Raw genomic sequence first — 18,281 nt, forward strand, 5'->3', positions numbered from 1 at the left:
TCACATCTAGCCAGCATCTCTTCATTGTTGCCATATCTTTGCCAAGTCACAAGTAATTAGGCATACATCAACATCAATCAATAAATAAATAACACTGTTCGTAGTAGCGCTGAAAATTAATACAGCGCTACTAGGCATAATTAAACATACCCTCTGTTCCATTTGTGGAACTTGTAGCAATATAAATGTATCTATGTTCCTCTATACCGATAAAGTATTGTAGTTATGGTGCGTCTGCAATAGTTGGCTCTGGATTTTAAAAAAATGTTACGACTTTATCATTTATTACTAGGTTCTATTTTGTTGGTATCAATACCGCTGGGAGCCAAATTTGTTCTCCCCCAATTTTCTCCACCTAAAGTCATAAAACCCTCTGGCGTTGCAAAACTTCCTAATCCGAATGAGGGAAATATCTGGCAGAAAATCCTGGGAAATGCTACTGCTCCAACTAACTGGCAAGTTTCTGCTTGTGAGGGAAATGCACCCCTGTTGTGTGTCTCCTCTAAAGGGAAACGTTTGGGTACAGTTGAGATTAACATTTACCCACTAGCAAATAATGAGGATTTCCGAAATAAACTCGTAGCAGCGGGTATTCCAACTGCTTCCCAAGTGGACTACCAAAGTACCAAATACCAAACCCAGGTATTACCAGTACTTAAGACTTGGGTTGTAGATCACTATACTGCGTTTGCGAAAGATCGTCAGGGTGAATATGGCAAAGAGATTACTTTCTCAGCCTACCCACCACAACCAGTACCCATTGGTAAGCTTCAGGGAATCCGCTATGGGTTCGCTGGACTCAAGGAACAAGGTGGAGTAAAAGAGCAACACATCGGTCATGTTGCCTTTGATGGCAGTAAACTTTACGTAATTACCACTGCATTTGACACAGGTACGCAAACAGGTAAATTTGAAAAACTGGAAAACTTGGCTATTTTTCAACCTTACTTATATGCGATCGCATCTGATCTACGTTTACCCCAATAGGCCTTGGAGATTGGGTATTAGAGATCAGGTATTGGGTAATCTTCCCAGTTCCCAGTCCCCAGTCCCCAGTCCCCAGTCCCCATCAACCTAAATCTCAGCTACCGCTCGTTCAATCAAGCGATGTGCCAAAGTTTGCGTACCAGTGTGTTCATAATAATTTGTTGATACATCCAGGAACGCCGCGAGGTAGTCTAACTTGTCATCAGCAATATCGACAAAACTTTGCAAATTGCTAACTACCTTTTGTGGCGTTAAATTATTAGCGCTAACTAACCCACTCATCCAACCTTTAACTGAGTCAAAGCTCTCACCGATAAAGTTAAGCTTACTACCAGCATTGTTTCCTGGAATTACGTCTTTGATGTTTTGGAAAGTCGAGTTTTGTTCTAACTCCTGTGGATTTGTTTGATTAATCCCGGATATTGCTTTGCTGATGAAGTCTGGGCCCAAAGGTATCAAACCATCAACACAAACTAATGCCACCATGCGAATGAGTGACTCACCACTATACTCACCTAAAGAGGCGACAAAATCCCCAATACTGTCTCCAGGAATACCGTTAATTTGACAGAAGGCTACTAACTCAGCCACTAATTTTAATGTCAGATCGATGGTTTGGGCTTTATCAGGTTTGGGAGTGACAGAGTTTAAAAAACCCAATAAAGGAATTTTCTCGCCAACTTTGTTAGCTAAAGCTGCTGCACCAAGCGCTCTATCTGTAGCATCAACGGTTTGATAAAGCCACAAAGCTGTTTGGTATCCTTGGGATTTGTCGTTGAATAGATAAATTGCTCTTTCGCCAATTTGCTGAATTAAATCTTCGTCGTCTTCGCCAGTGACAGTCTTAATGGTGTTGACAAAGCCAACAGTATTTTGCCACTGACCAGGAGCAACAAAATCGAGGGATTTTAACATAGAAACAGTCAAGCCGCCAGTTGGCAATTGATCAACCAACTCAACAATCGATTTGCCCATAAAAATCTCCTTATTTAGGTTTTGTTATCTGAATGTTCGTAGTGCAAATCATTTCAGTTTAGCGAGACCATCAAGATTAAACTTCTCTAGCCAATCTGCGCGATCGCTAGCTGTAAATGACGGATCGCGGGAAAGTGCTTTTACTTGGTACTTTCCTACTAAAATTGCAGTTTGCGTCTTACCAACTTCTACTGCGGGATAACCGCCAATTTTTTTGGTACTATTCGAGAACTTTGCTGCTGCACTAGGTGTGCTGGTAGTATCAGAAATAGACAGCACCGCTATATCTTTACCGCCTTTTTTCAACTTCGCTTCCGCAAAGCCTTTTTTCTCTTGGGTATAGACGCGCTGGTAGCCATCACCCGCATTTGGGAAAAATTTATTAAATTCGCTACCCTGAGTTGCGGTTTTAGCTACCGATTGACCTCTTTTTTGTTGAGTGCTTTCTTTTTGCGCTTGGTCAAAACGTCCAGGTGTTGTTGGCGCACAGGCTGTTGTCAGTAACATAACTGACAGCAACAAAGCAACTACTACCCTCCGCCCACGATGTAAAATCATTCTCGATTTCTCCTTATACTTGAGCTTTGAGGCAATTATCGGCGCTGCGAGTAATTTTTACCCGTAAAATTTACTTTTTGATAATTATTGCCTCAATTTTCAACTATAGCGGTCTAATTTTGATTATCAATATTTTTGCACTTCAAAAAAATTTTCAGTGGCATGTTCAACGTACCAACTAACCCAATAAAAAAACGCCCCCCTTTCGGGAGAGCGTCTTTTACTTATAGATAAGGATGAAGAGAGTATCTCAGATTATGATTAACCGTTGATAGCAGGAGCGGTAAGAGCTACAGGAGCAGAATCACCAGCAGCCAAATCTAGAGGGAAGTTGTGAGCGTTACGCTCGTGCATTACTTCCATACCCAGGTTAGCGCGGTTGATTACATCTGCCCAAGTTGCAATCACACGACCTTCAGAGTCAATGATTGATTGGTTGAAGTTGAAACCGTTCAAGTTGAACGCCATTGTGCTTACACCCAAGGCGGTGAACCAGATTCCGATTACAGGCCATGCTGCTAAGAAGAAGTGCAGTGAGCGGCTGTTGTTGAAAGAAGCGTATTGGAAGATTAGACGACCGAAGTAACCGTGGGCTGCAACGATGTTGTAGGTTTCTTCTTCTTGACCGAATTTGTAACCGTAGTTTTGTGATTCGGTTTCGGTTGTTTCACGAACCAAGGAAGATGTAACCAAAGAACCGTGCATCGCAGAGAATAAACTTCCGCCGAATACACCTGCTACACCGAGTTGGTGGAAGGGGTGCATCAAGATGTTGTGTTCTGCTTGGAACACGATCATGAAGTTGAATGTTCCTGAGATACCCAAGGGCATACCATCAGAGAATGAACCTTGTCCGATTGGATATACCAAGAAGACTGCGGTTGCTGCTGCTACTGGTGCAGAATATGCGATCGCAATCCAAGGACGCATTCCTAAGCGGTAGGATAGTTCCCATTCACGACCCATGTAGCAGAATACGCCAATCAGGAAGTGGAAAACTACTAGTTGGTAAGGGCCGCCGTTGTACAACCACTCATCAAGAGAAGCTGCTTCCCAAATCGGGTAGAAGTGCAAACCAATTGCGTTGGAGGAAGGAACAACTGCACCAGAGATGATGTTGTTTCCGTAAATCAAGGAACCTGCTACTGGTTCACGGATACCATCGATGTCTACTGGAGGAGCGGCGATGAAGGCGATTACGAAGCAAGCGGTTGCGGCTAGCAAGGTTGGAATCATTACTACGCCGAACCAACCGATGTAAATCCGGTTGTTGGTGCTGGTGATCCATTCGCAGAATCGATCCCATACGTTGGCGCTTTCGCGACGTTGTAAGGTTGTTGTCATTGTTTTATAAGTGCGGTTAGTTATTTATGAATCAGGCGGTTTCGTCTTTGCCTGTGAAAACACTTTACACTGCTTTACAATTTTTAATCAACTTTTATTACTTCAGTAAACCTGATGCGAGTTATTAGTTTTGCTTATTTAAGTCTCTGGTGTTAGCGCCCAAAAGATAAAATAGAAAGGAACATTATTGTTATTAACTCTGAATAAAGAGTTGATATTGATTATTACCAAAATTAGGAGGGGAGGTGTGCATGACAATTACTCTAAATCACACCATAGTGCCCGCACATGACAAAGAAGCATCAGCAAGGTTCTTTGCAAAAATTTTTGGCTTAGAGGTCGAGGTTCCCGTTGGCCACTTTGCTGCTGTACATATTAATGATGTGCTGACGCTAGACTTCGCTGACGCTGAAACATTCGAGTCCCATCATTATGCCTTCCATGTCAGTGATGAGGAGTTTGATGCAATTTTTACACGTATTAAAGAGGCGGGTATTGAGTACAGTAGCGACCCGATGCATCAAAATAAAGGACAAATTAACCACAGGAAGGAAGGTCGCGGCTTCTATTTCTATGATCCCAATGGTCATAACTTAGAACTGTTGACCAAATAATTACGAATTCGTAATACTTGCTACAAACGAGGATTACGAATTTTTCATGCATTACTTCTTTACTAAAAAATATGCTGTAGCATACTCAGGCAATTGGCTGATATTCTGGCTAAATTCTTTTTGACTCTTAAAAATACCTGCCAAAAAATCGAGTTGATAAAGATTGGGTAAAAAGGCTCCGCCTGTATCAGCCATAACTCCCATTTGTAGATGTTTGCGACCACCTTTAGTATGCTCAATAATAATCACTTTACCTAAACCAATATTCAGCACATCTCCAGCAAAGGTTACTCCTGGTTTAATGGAGATTTTGGCATCTATTTTGTATCCATAACCTTTAATGGCATCAACCTCTCTAAAATACCAATAACGCTTTTGGGCTGTTGCTTTCAATCCGCGAATATAAGACATTCCATTATTTCTATCTACATTAAAAAATGCCTTATAACCATCTGTAAAGTTAATCAGAACTGTTCCTTGCATCAGTGCCTCTTCTAAGCCAGTTCTGGTTAAATAAGCGAGACTTTGAACTTTACCAAATTCTCTACCACCTGGTTCGTAAATCCCAGATAAAACATCCTGTTTTGTATATCTAGTATAGAATTTATCAGTAATTGAGTTTTCTTTTAGGCTATAAATTGGTGTATTGTAAGTAGAGTTTTTTTCGCGAGAACCAGTGTGAGTAAATACAGCATATTTGGTAATTCGTAATTGCTTTTGTTTTTTGTTTTTTGGGTTATGGGCAGTCCACTTGATAACTCTAAAATTGTTATTAATAAACTTCGGGTCTTGTAACCGAGTCGCTCGATTATTAGCAATATCTTCCTTTAAAACAACAATCATGAAGTCCAAAGTTTTGAGAACATCTGCTACAGTAACTCCTTGAGTAGCAAGTATTCCTGTACGCAGAATATCTGGGTCTTCTGAACCATGATCTTGAAAATATTTTCTAGTATTAACGAGAACGGTTAATAAATCTCCTTGATTGAAGTTCACCTTACTACTGGGCAGTTTGACTGGGGTAACAACCTGGCTGCCATTAATACTAAATTTATATTTTTTGAATTCATCGACAACTGGATAGGGTGCAGATGCAGCTAACAAATCCTGCTGAGATGAAAAAGCATTTTCCTTGCCTATGGTTTCATCAGATGTTTGTTGATCAACAAATTGATTTGAGGTGAGGGAAATTTGTGATTGAAGTGGGGCAAAATTTTCTTGCTCAGTCAAAGACTGATCTTGTTGGGCTAGCTGTTTAGTTTTTGACTGACTATATAGATAGCTACTGGCTAAACTTGCAAGTAATAAGGCCACACAACCTACTGTGAGGCGGAATTTTTGGTTAAATAAAATTTTCATAACCTGGAGAATAAATTCCTATTGTCTTTTACTATCTTAAATTTTGAATCTTTTAAGTTTCTATCACCTCACGCACTAATTGCGCCAATTTTTCGGCACTATCGGGAACTGCGATCGCTTTGGCGTTTTCCCCCATTTTTGCTAGCTCATCCGGTGATTGCAACAAATTCAACACATTACTTTGCAATACTTCAGTCGTCAACTCCGATTGCTTCAGTGTTAACGCCGCCCCAGCTTTTGTAAATACGTCTGCATTGTAAGATTGATGGTCTTCTGCGGCAAAGGGGTAAGGAATCAAAATCGCTGGTGTTCCACACACTGCCAATTCTGTCAAGCTACCCGCGCCAGAACGACTAATAGCAAGAGTTGCTCGTTGCAACAACGCCGCCATATTGTTGTAAAAAGGTAAGGCTATGTACTGCGGATGTTTGAGAGTATCTGCTTCCTCGTCGCGATCGCCAGTTAAATGTACTATGTAAGCACCAGCATCAAACCAAGCTTTTGCAGATTCACGCACCAACTTATTGACCGCAACTGCACCCTGGCTACCACCAAAGACGACAATTAAAGGAACACCATCAGGAATAGCTAAATCCAGTGGTGCATCAATTGCCCCATCAAGAAATTGCCCTCTTACTGGTGTGCCAACGCAGACATTTTTAGCACGGGGCAAATACTTAGCAGCTACTTCAAATCCCAAGGCTACCGCACTACACCAAGGGCCAAAAAAGCGAGTTACTTTACCTGGTAAGGCGTTAGATTCGTGGAAAACCACAGGTAAACCGAGAGAACGCGCCGCAATCACTGCTGGCCCGGCAATGTAACCTCCCGTGGTAAACACCCCTTGAAAATTTCCCTGTTTGAGAATTCGTCTAACTTCTAGAATCGAAAGGGCGAGTTTACCCAAAATCCGAATCGAGGAGAGTCCAAACCCTTGCTGAAACCCTTCAACTGCAATAGTATTCAAGGGATACTCTTGAGGAACAAGTTGAGTTTCGAGCCGATTGGGTACTCCCAGCCATTCTATTTGATAATCTGGCAGTTTTTGTGCCAGTGCGATCGCTGGAAACAAATGTCCACCAGTCCCACTGGCAGCTATTAATAATCGTATCGGTGCGTTTGCCATCAAACCTCTACCGTTTAGCGTCTAGCTTAACTAAGATAAAACAATTTCCTTACTTTCTCTAATCAAATCAGTAAATTCTTACCAATGACTAACATTATTAGCACCTTAGTGAGACGCCAACTCAGATTTCCAGCAAATATCTGGCTGGTGACGTTCCTGCTAACTCTTGGTTTAACAAGTGGTTGGCAGCGCACTCAAGCGACTACACCACCGCAATTAGCCCAAGCCACTACACCCCAAAATGCACCAACCAATTTGAACAATCTGTTGACACAAGTTGATGCAGCTGCCAACCGGGGCGATGTCAAAGGGGTGTTGCAATTCTACAGCCCCAATTTCACTCATGGGGATGGGTTAAACCTCCAAACCCTGGAAAAATCTTTGACTTCACTTTGGCAACGATATCCCAAATTGCAATACAGTACGAAACTGCTCTCTTCAAAACCTGAAGGCAATGGAATTATTGCTGAAACAGAAACGAAGATAACTGGTTTACCATCCGGTAACGGTAATAAGTTGGCTCTCAATGCCACGATTACATCGCGTCAGCGCATTCAAGGCGGCAAAATCGTCCGCCAAGATATTTTGTCGGAACGTACCCTACTTACCTCTGGCAGTAAGCCACCCCAAATTGATATCAAATTACCACAACAGGTACAAGTTGGCCAGAAGTATAGTTTTGATGCGATCGTTCAAGAGCCACTTGGTGATGATTTTCTACTAGGAACAGCGCTAGAGGAACCCATCAAACCAGATAAATTTCTCAACCCGACATCTGTGGATTTGCAACTACTAACATCTGGTGGACTGTTTAAAGTTGGACAAGCACCATCTACCCCTGGTAGCCAATGGGTTTCTGCTGTCATTCTACGAGGTAATGGGATGACGATGGTAACTCAACGGCTGCAAGTGGTGAAGAAGTAGTTAGGAGTTGGAAGTTAGTGCGCTACGCTACCCCTAGCGTACTAAAAATCTTGATTTTAGGTATGTATTCTATGTAATTGAGAACCGCCATAGCATTTCTCTTTATAAAATCTTGATGTTCATATCGTTGATTCTGCCATTGTACTAACAGTTAAAGTTATGGATATTAGAAGAGTGGTTATAAAACATAACTTTTATAACTTGTTAAATAATAGGCTGCTAAACGACTAACAATCAATCTTACATCAATCATTATGAGAGAACTAAAAAAGAAGCTTGTGTTGAAGACAATGAAAAGATTATTAAACATTTCTATTGCTCTTGCAAGCCTCACCATATCATCATTTTCTGCAAATGCTCAAGTTTCAGATTCAACAAGTAAAAATATGAGGTTTTTTATTACTAGTGAAAAACTATTGATCGCTGCGAATATGCAAAGTGGCTCTGCTTGCTCTTTAAACCAAGGTATTTCAATTACGAAAATGTCTGGATTTAAAATCATCAATAGAAATAATGGTAATGGTAATGTAAGAATTTCAGGCAGAGTAGAAAGTTTTCTTTCAATTAAAAAAAATGAACTATCATCGGTGTCTGGTAAATTTCAGACTAATGCTAGAGTCCGTAGCGGTGACTGGTTAATTAGAAATACAGAATATTATCCAGAATTTCTTGGCGAAATGGAAGACTGCACAAGTGAAGGAGGATTAAAAAGAATGCAATTAGGCGTTACTTCACCTTAAAATATATAATGGAATTTTTTATAGGTTATACAATAATTGGGTATTGCTGAATCGAGAGATGAATCTGGATATACAGACGTTGTAACTCAACGTCTGTATAACTGTTTTTAAACCCACGTTTCACAGATATTAAAGCAGATATATTGAAGAATTCAGGAATCAAAATCAAGACCACCCAATCGTAGATTTGCTGGGGGTGCAAAAACGCCGGTTATTCAGACGCGACTCGAAAATACTCGCTAGTGCTGCGAAGCACCGCTTTTTCGGTCAAAATACCCAACTGAATTCTGACTCTTGACTCCTGAATTATGTTCGATAAATATAAGAAGTTATGTTGGTAAGATTAAACTCACCAATAAACAAATATAGGACTCAGTAACTTGCTAAATTGCTAAATTTTGTATTTAAATTAACACTGGACTCTTGAATATTGAGTAACAATGACTTCCCTACAAAATCAAATCATTTTGATTACTGGTGCAAGTAGTGGTATTGGTACTGCTTGTGCGAGAATCTTCGCTGGTGCGGGTGCAAAACTGATTTTAGCCGCACGACGGCTGGAACGTTTGCAGCAGCTAGCAGATACTCTCAATAAAGATTTTAGTACTGAAATTCATTTATTACAGTTAGATGTGCGCGATCGCAGCGCTGTAGAAGAAGCCATTGCTACTCTACCCCCCGCCTGGTCTGATATCGACATTCTCATTAACAATGCTGGTCTAAGTCGCGGTTTAGACAAGTTACATGAGGGCAGCTTTCAAAACTGGGAAGAAATGATTGATACTAACGTTAAGGGTTTACTTTACCTAACTCGCTATATCGTCCCTGGAATGGTAAGTCGCGATCGCGGTCATGTGGTAAATTTAGGTTCTATTGCTGGACATCAAACTTATCCCGGTGGCAATGTCTACTGTGCTACCAAAGCTGCTGTAAGAGCAATTTCTGAAGGTTTAAAACAAGACCTTTTGGGAACGCGGGTACGTGTAACTTCCGTTGATCCTGGTATGGTAGAAACAGAATTTAGCGAGGTGCGCTTTCACGGAGATACTGAACGCGCCAACAAAGTCTACCAGGGAGTTACACCCCTAACAGCAGATGATGTGGCTGATGTGATATTTTTCTGCGTGACGCGATCGCCCCATGTCAATATTAATGAAGTTGTGCTGATGCCTGTTGACCAAGCTAGCGCTACCCTGGTTAATCGGCGAACATAGTAAGTAACCCATCTCATACCATTCATTTTGGATTTTAGATTTTGCGATCGCGTAGCGTGTCGCAGACAATAATTTTTCGCAAGATTCTACACGGTATGGCTGCTACGCGGCGATAGCGAAACCTTTCGTAGAGAGCATTTGTTCCACTTTTCCGTACTCCTGTCTGGATATTACTGTTTATATCAGGAGGATTAAAACGCGATTCTCCTGTGGAAAGGCTGGGCGATCGCGTGCAGAATATTTACAGTATTGCTTAAAATTATGGATAATTTCCCAGTGGTCGCTCAAGCAGATGCATCTTTACCAAATCACACTCAGGAAAATATACATCTAGTGGAGTCAGCAGTTGGATCGAATTCACCACCGAAGGAAAAGGTAGGAAGTGACTTTGACTCTCGCATGATGCTGCGGTGTTTGGAACTTGCTCGCCGTGCTTTAGGGCGTACTTCGCCAAATCCGCTAGTGGGAGCGGTGATTGTCAAGGATGGCGAGATTGTCGGCGAAGGGTTTCATCCCCGCGCAGGTGAGCCTCATGCAGAAGTGTTTGCTTTGAAAGCAGCAAGCGATCGCGCTCGTGGTGCAACAATCTATGTGTCACTCGAACCTTGCAATCACTACGGACGTACTCCCCCTTGTTCGGAAGGATTGATCGAAGCAGGGGTGGCAAAAGTAGTAGTGGGTATGGTTGATCCCAATCCCCTGGTAGCTGGAGGTGGAATTGCTCGTTTACGTGCGGCGGGGATTGAAGTGTTGGTAGGAGTAGAAGAGTCAGCTTGTCGTCAACTAAATGAAGCTTTTGTCCATCGCATCCTCTACAAACGACCTTTGGGAATTTTAAAATATGCCATGACTTTAGATGGCAAAATTGCTACTACCTCTGGTCACAGTGCTTGGGTGACAAGCCAAGAGGCCCGCAATGAAGTACATCAGTTGCGGGCGGGTTGCGATGCCATAATTGTCGGTGGTAACACAGTCAGACAAGATAATCCTTACTTAACCAGCCATCAGGTGGAGGCACATAATCCCCTGCGGGTGGTGATGAGTCGTCATCTCAACTTACCGGAAAGTGCCCATCTGTGGCAAACTGCGGATGCTCCAACTTTGGTGTTGACACAAGAGGGTGCTAATCCCGACTTCCAAAAACTGTTGCTCAAGCAGGGGGTGGAAGTTGTGGAATTAACGTCACTTACACCAGATAAGGCAATGGCGTACTTATATGAACGGGGTTTTTGTAGCGTGTTGTGGGAGTGTGGTGGTACTTTAGCTGCTAGTGCGATCGCTCAAGGAGCAGTGCAAAAAGTTCTAGCATTTATCGCCCCGAAAATCATTGGTGGTAGCATTGCTCCCACACCTGTGGGCGATTTAGGTTTTACCACCATGACTGAGGCGTTGTCCCTAGAACGTGTCCGTTGGCGTGTAGTCGGCTCTGACTGCTTAGTAGAAGGTTATTTTCCCCAAAAAGCCAATAGTCAATAGTAATAACACTTGACTATCAATCAATTCAGCGTGATTTTATGTTGGCGTAGCCCGCCGTAGGCATCATGAACACTGACGTTCATGGGCCATATCACGTATAAGGACTAGCCGAGATTGAATGTAGTTGCATAGGAAATCAGTTTCGTTAGAATCTAACAACACTTGCGTTTCGGTTTGTTTCACTAACCACTGCACCAAGCTAGCATCATCCAGTTGCAAGAGGAGCTTGGCTTGGGCAGTTTCAACCACTGACCAAAGCTGACGCATAATTGTAGGAGTCATCAGACCTCAATTGAATAATTTAGCTTTGCTGTCTTCAGATTACACAATTCCAATCGCACTTTACGACATGAATGTAGAAGCTGAGACAAGTATTATTAAAAACTTAATAATCATATTTATAACTTTATGAAGATTAAGAATTTAAAACTTAGTTGGAAAACGGGCATTGGGCATTGGGCATGGGTTTAGTTGCAAAGCCTAGAAAACAAATGCACTAATTCTAAAAATTGGGTTTTTGTGATTGTGAAGACTGAAACTGTCTTGATTGTAGAGCAATAAAGACAGTTTTCTAATAACTATATTGAATCCTAAATTTGTATTAGGGAATACAAAAATCTAACTTTTGAGAACAGTATTTCCCAGGACATTAACATCTTTTGCCTGTAGATGGATTCACAAAATCATGTAAATCTTCATCCCAAATGCTGATGTAAATAAAATCACATTGTTGACGGATTATCTGACCTTTAACCGAGCCATTCTGAAAACTAAAATTATCAGACTGGCGCTTTTGTACCTTTTTGAGTCCCTGCTTAATTTCTTCAGTGGCTTGCCCACTTAACATTCCATTCAAGGTAGTCTCCATAACCTGTGGATCTACTGATTGGGCAAAAGATACCTCAGTTTGACGCAGCACTTTAGTATTACGATCAAATAGGTAGCCAAGGTCAATTTTGTTTGGCACTAGTTTGTAAACAACGGCACGAGTCTTGCCCCATGCGCCTCTTAAATCTTGATTTGGTTTGCCGAGAGTAGCTTCTACCGTGCTTCTTGATGTACCTGTAGGAAATGCGGGAACACTTTGGCTGCTGTTAGTGGCAGCTAATTTACTCGGCGGCTCATCATTCTTCTGTGGTGGCGGAGGTGCTTCTGGTGTGGGAGGTGTAATATTCTCTGGTTCTGGCTGTGGTGTAGAACGCACTTCTGCTGCTGGTGTATCTGAAGTTACAGGCTCTTTTTCTGGCTGTGGTTTAGATACAACTGGGGGATTAAAGATTGGCAAAGGATCGGGAATTACTGGCTGTCGTGATGGTGAAGTGGGTACGACTGGAACTGGAGAAGTTTGAGAAGAAACAGATGCTTCGGGAGATGCCGGATCGGTAGGCAAAGATTCTAGCGATCGCGTGGGACTTGTCGCAATAGTTGTTTCTGGTTGTTGCTGACGAGTCATACTAGAAATGGCGACTGCACCAAGCAAGCTGCCTACCAGCAAAGTACCAACAATCACAGCAGGTTTTTGCCAGTTTCCAGGAGTGGAAGACCCTGGAATTACAGAATTTTTTTGTGGGGAATACAATGCCTGGGTTTGTTGAGTCGATGCAGCAGAGGGAGAAAAACTGACTGTGGGAGTATTTGCAGCTAACTCAGGAGGTATACTATCACCAGATTGCAAGGCATGTAGCATTTTACTGGCAGTACTGTAGCGATCGCCAGCATGAGGCTTAATCGCCTGATTGAGTACCGCCGCCAATTGGGAAGAGACATTAGGGACGTGTTGCTGCCAAAGTATTTCCCCAGTTTTCAGATCGGTTATTAGTTCTTGCGGGTGTTTGCCAGTCAGTAGATAAATCGCCGTTAAGCCTAAGCTGTAAATATCAGTGGCGTAAACTGGGCGGCCAACGGCTTGTTCGCTAGGCATATATCCAGGCGTACCAATGACAAGCGATCGCGTCGGCTGTCCTGGAGAATTCACCACTGAACGGATTGTTTCTTTAACTGCACCAAAATCAATCAAAACTGGCTTACCATCCACAGAACGGAGAATAATGTTATCTGGCTTGATATCCCGGTGAATAATGCCTTTACTGTGAACATAATCTAAAACTGAAAGCAGACTCAAGAGAATTTCCCGGACAGCAGCTTCACTCTCAAATCCTTTGGCTTCGAGAATTTTTGTCAGGGTTTGACCGTGAATCCATTCTTGGACAAGGTAAAATTGCCCGTTTTCAGAAAAGTAGGCGTAGAGTTTTGGAATTTGGTGACTACTTTCACCCAGATACTCCAAGGTTGCTGCTTCCCGTTCAAACCGCTGTTGGATCAGTTGGTAGGTTTGCGGGTCATTATTGGTTATCGGTTTTAGTTGCTTGATCACACAGCGACGGCGAGAAGGCATGTGGACATCTTCTGCTAGAAAGGTTTCGCCAAACCCACCAGCGCCGATTACCTGGATAATTTGATAGCGATTGTTCAGCAGGGTTATTGTCATGAAAAATTACAAATGTAGATACCCAGTGCGAAGCCAGAGATTTTCTGTTTTCTCCGGGCTTGTCGTCAGACATCGCCCTTTCCAAATGTACATGAGTTATAGACACTGAATTGAGGACATCATGTGTTTTCAATACCAATTAAGAAAAAATTAAGTGTTTGAAACCCACGGAGGTGGGTTTTGCTTGTCTAGAAGCGGGTTATAACCGCCGATTTTAAAAGTATGTTCTTCTATTTTTGACCCTTTTTTGGGGTGACATTTGCGTACAAGCATAACGCTTTTAATGCAGGTAAATGCATTAAAAATGCAGAGTATTGCCAAATTTGATTTGCGACAAATTAATGAAATGTTGTACTAAGTGAACTCTATAGTTTCAACAAACTCTAAAATACTCTCCTTAATGTCTTCGGCTTCTTCTTCAATGGAATCGGGAGTTTCGCCGTTGAGAAAACTGTGTTGACTACTCACTATATACAAAAACTCACCACTGATAAAGGTGAGCAATCCCCGATATGCATCTAATCTGATTGCAGTTCCATTATTTTCTTGCTTAGAAATCGTCGAACCTTTGGGCATATCGATTAACACATAGTAAGCGCCTCGCAAAGTATTTTCCAGATATTCGGTATACTCCACCGAAGCATCTGGTACATTGACAAAAATCGCTTGGGGTACATACTTGTCTACTAAGATTGTTTGTAAATATTCTTCTTGTCCAACAGACTCCAGTTCCTCTAACTGTTCTAGAGGGAAAGGATAATAATCGATTCTCAGCAAAGTACCGATATCATCAGAAAATCCAACTACTCCTTCCTGGCTTTGAATTCTACCGCCTTGCTGCGGATCAACTGGAATCGGCACTGTAAAATTACCTAAAGGAGATTGATATATCTGTTCACTAAAATCCTCTATGACCACTGTTTCGTCTTCATCGTCGTCTGCATATTCTTCATCTTCTGCTTCTTGAAAGGCTGCAATTACCTCCTTGATGATTTCCTCTGCTTCTTCATCCTCAAGTTCCAAGGCTGCTTGTAGCTTTTTGAGGTAGGCTTGTTTCGGTTTGGGGATGGCGAGTTCATCATCTAAAAGCACGATTACCCCAGCAGCAAAACCATCCAGCACTAATTCATCAGAAAGAGATACTTTGGCGACATTAAACAAAGGCCCAATTCCCTCTTCTTCTGCAATGGCGAGGAGTCTATCAACTATTTCTGCGATTTCATCTTCTGAGTATTCCTCAAAGACCTCGAATTCCCAAAGGATACCCGCTAAACTTTCTGCATCTACATCTTCAATGGATGAATCAGCGATCGCAGTGACCGTTGCGATCGCCGCCACCGCTTCTTCTGGACTGAGTGATTCTTTTGATGTCTTTGGTGAGTTAAAAACCTTGTCATATTTGGTCATAATTGCTACCTAAATTAACTGGTTGATAGTAATAATATAGGAATCCGCTTTGATTTCTGAACGAATTTGCGTAGACAGGCAATAGGCAATCTTGCTACAGTCAAGAAGGCTTCTTAGTTGTACTGAGTTTTTTCAGAAATCAAATATGAGTCCTATAGATTGAAAGTGACAATGGTCAGTTTACCTTACTCAGTGCTGAGTAAGGTTTGAGAGTTTTCCCCATAAGCAAGTGGCGTGGTGGTTTTTTAACTCAGCACTCTTCACCAATGAAGCAAATCTTCTAGAGAAAAAGTTCGCTAATATCTGGTTTACTTGGTATTGTTCAGGTGTAACGAAACCTTGTTGACAGCTAATATCCAGCGCCAATTAGGCCTTGCTGTAATCCACTCCACAAACTCCTGACTTACCCTCTCATGATTTGAGACAGACAGGAAGCGATCGCGATATTTTTGTAAAAACTTGAATCTAAGCAGTAACCTTGGTGTCCTTACTCCCCACACTCCCCACACTATGAGTGAGAAATCCGGGCCCAGGATGCCTGATATTTCATAGTAATTCAAGTGACCGCTAATCGGGTCTTTCAAATGGTAGTAATTGACAGGGTGAAATTGATCAAGTTTGCATTCCATCAGGTTATTAACCAGGTGTTGACTTCGCAGTACAAATTCTGGTTTCAACACAGACGGAATTGAGGCAATACGGTTCGGATGAGCTTTTTCACTTTCCTTGTGGTCTGGGGAAAGGGGTAAAGGATGTATTCAAAACCTTTCCCCTTTTCCCTTTCTCCTTTAACCGAACCGTATTGGGAGTTTAGGTGTTATAAAATATGTTGTCGAATATACACTTAAACCAAGCTAGGCTCAATATTTACCGCAGGTTACTTTAACTAGATATTGTAAATTTTTGTTATCAAGCAATTACTGTTAATAACTGCTATATTCCTTTGTTTTTATCCTCTAGCAGATGAATTATGTCTACCGATAGAATTATAAACTAGCTAACGATAGATACCTACACCGTAGGCAGGATGTCACAATACCGAAGTTTGTAGCGACACACAATACTCAAAACGTTGTACTGTTGTTTCTACAACTGTGAATTACATGAAATTTTGAGTTTTTTTATGGTAAAAACCCCTCCATCCCAGTTTTCACCGGATCAATACAAAGTTGATTCTGCACAAGAAAAAGTAGAAGCTATTATAGAAAGCCCACCCTCAGAAACTGAGATTGACTTAGAGTTTCTTTACACCAGAGATATTGAATTTCGTCAGGAAACTATTTACTTTCTTGTAGTAGATCGCTTTTATGATGGCGATCCAGATAACAGCGAAGGTGCAAACTCAGAACTGTATGATCCAAATAGACAAGATTGGGGTAAGTACTGGGGTGGCGACTTGCAAGGTGTCATCGACAAATTAGACTATCTTAAAAACATGGGAGTGACAGCCATTTGGCTGACTCCACTATTTGAGCAAGTAGAAGAGTTATTTATTAGCAATGCCGCGATGCATGGCTATTGGACAAAAGATTTTAAACGGATTAATCCTCGCTACATTGCGGATGGAGAGAATCCTTCTTTAAATGCTACCCAAGAAGAAAAAAATACGACCTTTGATCGGTTAATTACAGAACTGCACAAGCGCAATATGAAGCTGGTGCTAGATATTGTCTGCAACCATAGCAGCCCTGATACCAGCGGTAGCAAAGGGGAATTATTTGATGATGGTGTGAAAATTGCTGACTTCAATGATGATGTCAATCATTGGTATCACCACTATGGTGAAGTGCAAAACTGGGAAGACGATTGGCAAGTGCAGAATTGTGAACTAGCTGGTCTAGCAACCTTTAATGAAAACAATACAGAATATCGGGAGTATATTAAGTCAGCTATTAAACAATGGCTAGACCGGGGTGTGGATGCACTACGAGTGGATACTGTCAAGCACATGCCGATCTGGTTTTGGCAAGAATTCACTGGCGAGATGACCAATCACAAACCAGATGTATTTATTTTTGGTGAATGGATTTACAGTAATCCTAGTGACGATCGCTCCGTAGAATTTGCCAATCACTCAGGCATGACACTTCTAGACTTTGGACTGTGTGTAGCAATTCGAGCCGCACTAGGGCAAGGTTCAGAAATGGGATTCCAAACAATTCAATACATTTTTGACCAGGATTATCGTTACAACGGGGCAACAGAGTTAATCACCTTCATCGATAACCATGATATGTGCCGCTTCCAATCGCTGAATCCTGATCCAGCGATGTTGAAAGTGGCGATCGCCTTGATTATGACATGTCGCGGTATTCCTTGCATTTACTACGGTACAGAACAGTATTTGCATGACGACACCGATGGCGGTAACGACCCGTATAACCGCCCGATGATGGAAAATTGGGATACTGAGAGTGAGATTTATCGTTGCATCAGGTTGCTATCTGGCTTACGGCGACTGAATCCAGCCATCTCAATGGGTAGTCACTGGCAAAAATACTTAACACCTGATATTTACTGTTATGTACGCCGCTATCGTGACTCTCTGTGTTTTGTAGCTTTAAACCGAGGAGGAGAAGTTACTCTCCCAGAAGTAGAAACAGAATTACCCGATGGAGAACATACTTGCGTGGTGACTCGCAATAAGTATGAAGTTAAAGACGGCAAGATTTATAACCTGGTATTAGAAGAACGGGGAGTACTTGTTTTTAGCCATGTTGGCGAACGAATCAAAGCACAAACAATCGTCCGCGTCCAACTCAATGGCGTAGATACTCAACCCGGTGAAATCATTGTGGTGACAGGAGATTGCCCAGAGTTGGGTAACTGGGATATCAGCAAAGCATATCCTTTAGAGTACATCAACTCGAACACATGGTCTGCCGAAATTCCCTTTGATGAGAGTGCTGGTAAGCTCATTGCTTATAAATATGCCATGTGGCGGGAAGGGCGATCGCCTTTGCGGGAAAATCTGGTAAATCGCCGCTGGGTGATTGCCAAAGAAGGCACTGTCAAATGGCGTGATACCTGGGCATCGGGAAGAGAATCCTAGGGCGTGTCATCAATTGA

Annotated in this window: 15 protein-coding genes; 7 read left to right on the forward strand and 8 right to left on the reverse strand. The window is 42.0% G+C overall.

What is annotated here, in order from left to right; all coding sequences use genetic code 11:
- Positions 1 to 264: 264 nt before the first annotated feature.
- Entirely contained in the window at positions 265 to 987 is a 723-nt protein-coding gene (locus A4S05_RS27775) for a hypothetical protein (RefSeq protein ID WP_069073012.1), read from the forward strand.
- Positions 988 to 1,074: 87 nt separating this feature from the next.
- Here the strand turns inward: A4S05_RS27775 and A4S05_RS27780 are convergent, their stop codons facing one another.
- The 3 genes from A4S05_RS27780 to psbA form a co-directional block, all read right to left on the reverse strand.
- Positions 1,075 to 1,962 carry a hypothetical protein gene (locus A4S05_RS27780; protein ID WP_069073013.1) on the reverse strand — a complete coding sequence of 296 codons (888 nt, stop codon included), beginning with the start codon at positions 1,960 to 1,962 and terminating at the stop codon, positions 1,075 to 1,077.
- 48 nt (positions 1,963 to 2,010) lie between these two features.
- Complete coding sequence (locus A4S05_RS27785) at positions 2,011 to 2,520, reverse strand: hypothetical protein (RefSeq protein ID WP_069073014.1); 510 nt, start codon at positions 2,518 to 2,520, stop codon at positions 2,011 to 2,013.
- Positions 2,521 to 2,781: 261 nt separating this feature from the next.
- Entirely contained in the window at positions 2,782 to 3,864 is a 1,083-nt protein-coding gene (gene psbA, locus A4S05_RS27790; RefSeq protein ID WP_069068940.1) for a photosystem II q(b) protein, read from the reverse strand.
- A 251-nt stretch (positions 3,865 to 4,115) separates the two neighbouring features.
- Between psbA and A4S05_RS27795 the strand changes: the two genes are divergently transcribed.
- Complete coding sequence (locus A4S05_RS27795; protein ID WP_069073015.1) at positions 4,116 to 4,478, forward strand: VOC family protein; 363 nt, start codon at positions 4,116 to 4,118, stop codon at positions 4,476 to 4,478.
- A 51-nt stretch (positions 4,479 to 4,529) separates the two neighbouring features.
- On the opposite strand, the gene A4S05_RS27800 is transcribed toward A4S05_RS27795, so the two are convergent.
- Positions 4,530 to 5,837 carry a hypothetical protein gene (locus tag A4S05_RS27800; protein WP_069073016.1) on the reverse strand — a complete coding sequence of 436 codons (1,308 nt, stop codon included), beginning with the start codon at positions 5,835 to 5,837 and terminating at the stop codon, positions 4,530 to 4,532.
- Positions 5,838 to 5,889: 52 nt separating this feature from the next.
- Positions 5,890 to 6,963, reverse strand: coding sequence for an undecaprenyldiphospho-muramoylpentapeptide beta-N-acetylglucosaminyltransferase (gene murG, locus A4S05_RS27805; RefSeq protein ID WP_069073017.1), 1,074 nt, complete (start codon positions 6,961 to 6,963; stop codon positions 5,890 to 5,892).
- A gap of 84 nt (positions 6,964 to 7,047) precedes the next feature.
- Between murG and A4S05_RS27810 the strand changes: the two genes are divergently transcribed.
- The 4 genes from A4S05_RS27810 to ribD all read left to right on the forward strand — a co-directional run bounded on the left by A4S05_RS27810 (position 7,048) and on the right by ribD (position 11,317).
- Positions 7,048 to 7,887, forward strand: a complete 840-nt coding sequence (locus tag A4S05_RS27810; RefSeq protein WP_069073018.1) for a nuclear transport factor 2 family protein — start codon at positions 7,048 to 7,050, stop codon at positions 7,885 to 7,887.
- A 254-nt stretch (positions 7,888 to 8,141) separates the two neighbouring features.
- On the forward strand, positions 8,142 to 8,627 hold the full coding sequence (locus A4S05_RS27815) for a hypothetical protein (RefSeq protein WP_256091206.1): 486 nt from the start codon (positions 8,142 to 8,144) through the stop codon (positions 8,625 to 8,627).
- A 440-nt stretch (positions 8,628 to 9,067) separates the two neighbouring features.
- Entirely contained in the window at positions 9,068 to 9,841 is a 774-nt protein-coding gene (locus A4S05_RS27820) for an SDR family oxidoreductase (RefSeq protein ID WP_069073020.1), read from the forward strand.
- Between the two features lie 261 nt (positions 9,842 to 10,102).
- On the forward strand, positions 10,103 to 11,317 hold the full coding sequence (ribD, locus tag A4S05_RS27825; protein WP_069073021.1) for a bifunctional diaminohydroxyphosphoribosylaminopyrimidine deaminase/5-amino-6-(5-phosphoribosylamino)uracil reductase RibD: 1,215 nt from the start codon (positions 10,103 to 10,105) through the stop codon (positions 11,315 to 11,317).
- Between the two features lie 63 nt (positions 11,318 to 11,380).
- Here ribD and A4S05_RS27830 read toward each other — a convergent pair whose 3' ends face one another.
- From A4S05_RS27830 to A4S05_RS27840, 3 genes are all read right to left on the reverse strand, one after another.
- A complete protein-coding gene (locus A4S05_RS27830) occupies positions 11,381 to 11,599 on the reverse strand; it encodes a hypothetical protein (RefSeq protein ID WP_069073022.1) in 219 nt (72 codons plus the stop codon).
- A 367-nt stretch (positions 11,600 to 11,966) separates the two neighbouring features.
- Positions 11,967 to 13,805, reverse strand: coding sequence for a serine/threonine-protein kinase (locus A4S05_RS27835; RefSeq protein WP_069073023.1), 1,839 nt, complete (start codon positions 13,803 to 13,805; stop codon positions 11,967 to 11,969).
- A gap of 354 nt (positions 13,806 to 14,159) precedes the next feature.
- The gene (locus A4S05_RS27840; RefSeq protein WP_069073024.1) at positions 14,160 to 15,212 is read right to left on the reverse strand and encodes a tellurite resistance TerB family protein; all 1,053 of its coding nucleotides are present in this window, start codon (positions 15,210 to 15,212) and stop codon (positions 14,160 to 14,162) included.
- 1,123 nt (positions 15,213 to 16,335) lie between these two features.
- Here A4S05_RS27840 and A4S05_RS27850 point away from each other — a divergent pair.
- Positions 16,336 to 18,264 (forward strand): alpha-amylase family glycosyl hydrolase, encoded by a 1,929-nt coding sequence (locus A4S05_RS27850; protein WP_069073026.1) that lies wholly within the window; start codon positions 16,336 to 16,338, stop codon positions 18,262 to 18,264.
- Positions 18,265 to 18,281: the final 17 nt, after the last annotated feature.

Origin of the sequence: Nostoc sp. KVJ20 (assembly GCF_001712795.1) — a bacterium.
Taxonomy (GTDB): Bacteria; Cyanobacteriota; Cyanobacteriia; order Cyanobacteriales; family Nostocaceae; genus Nostoc.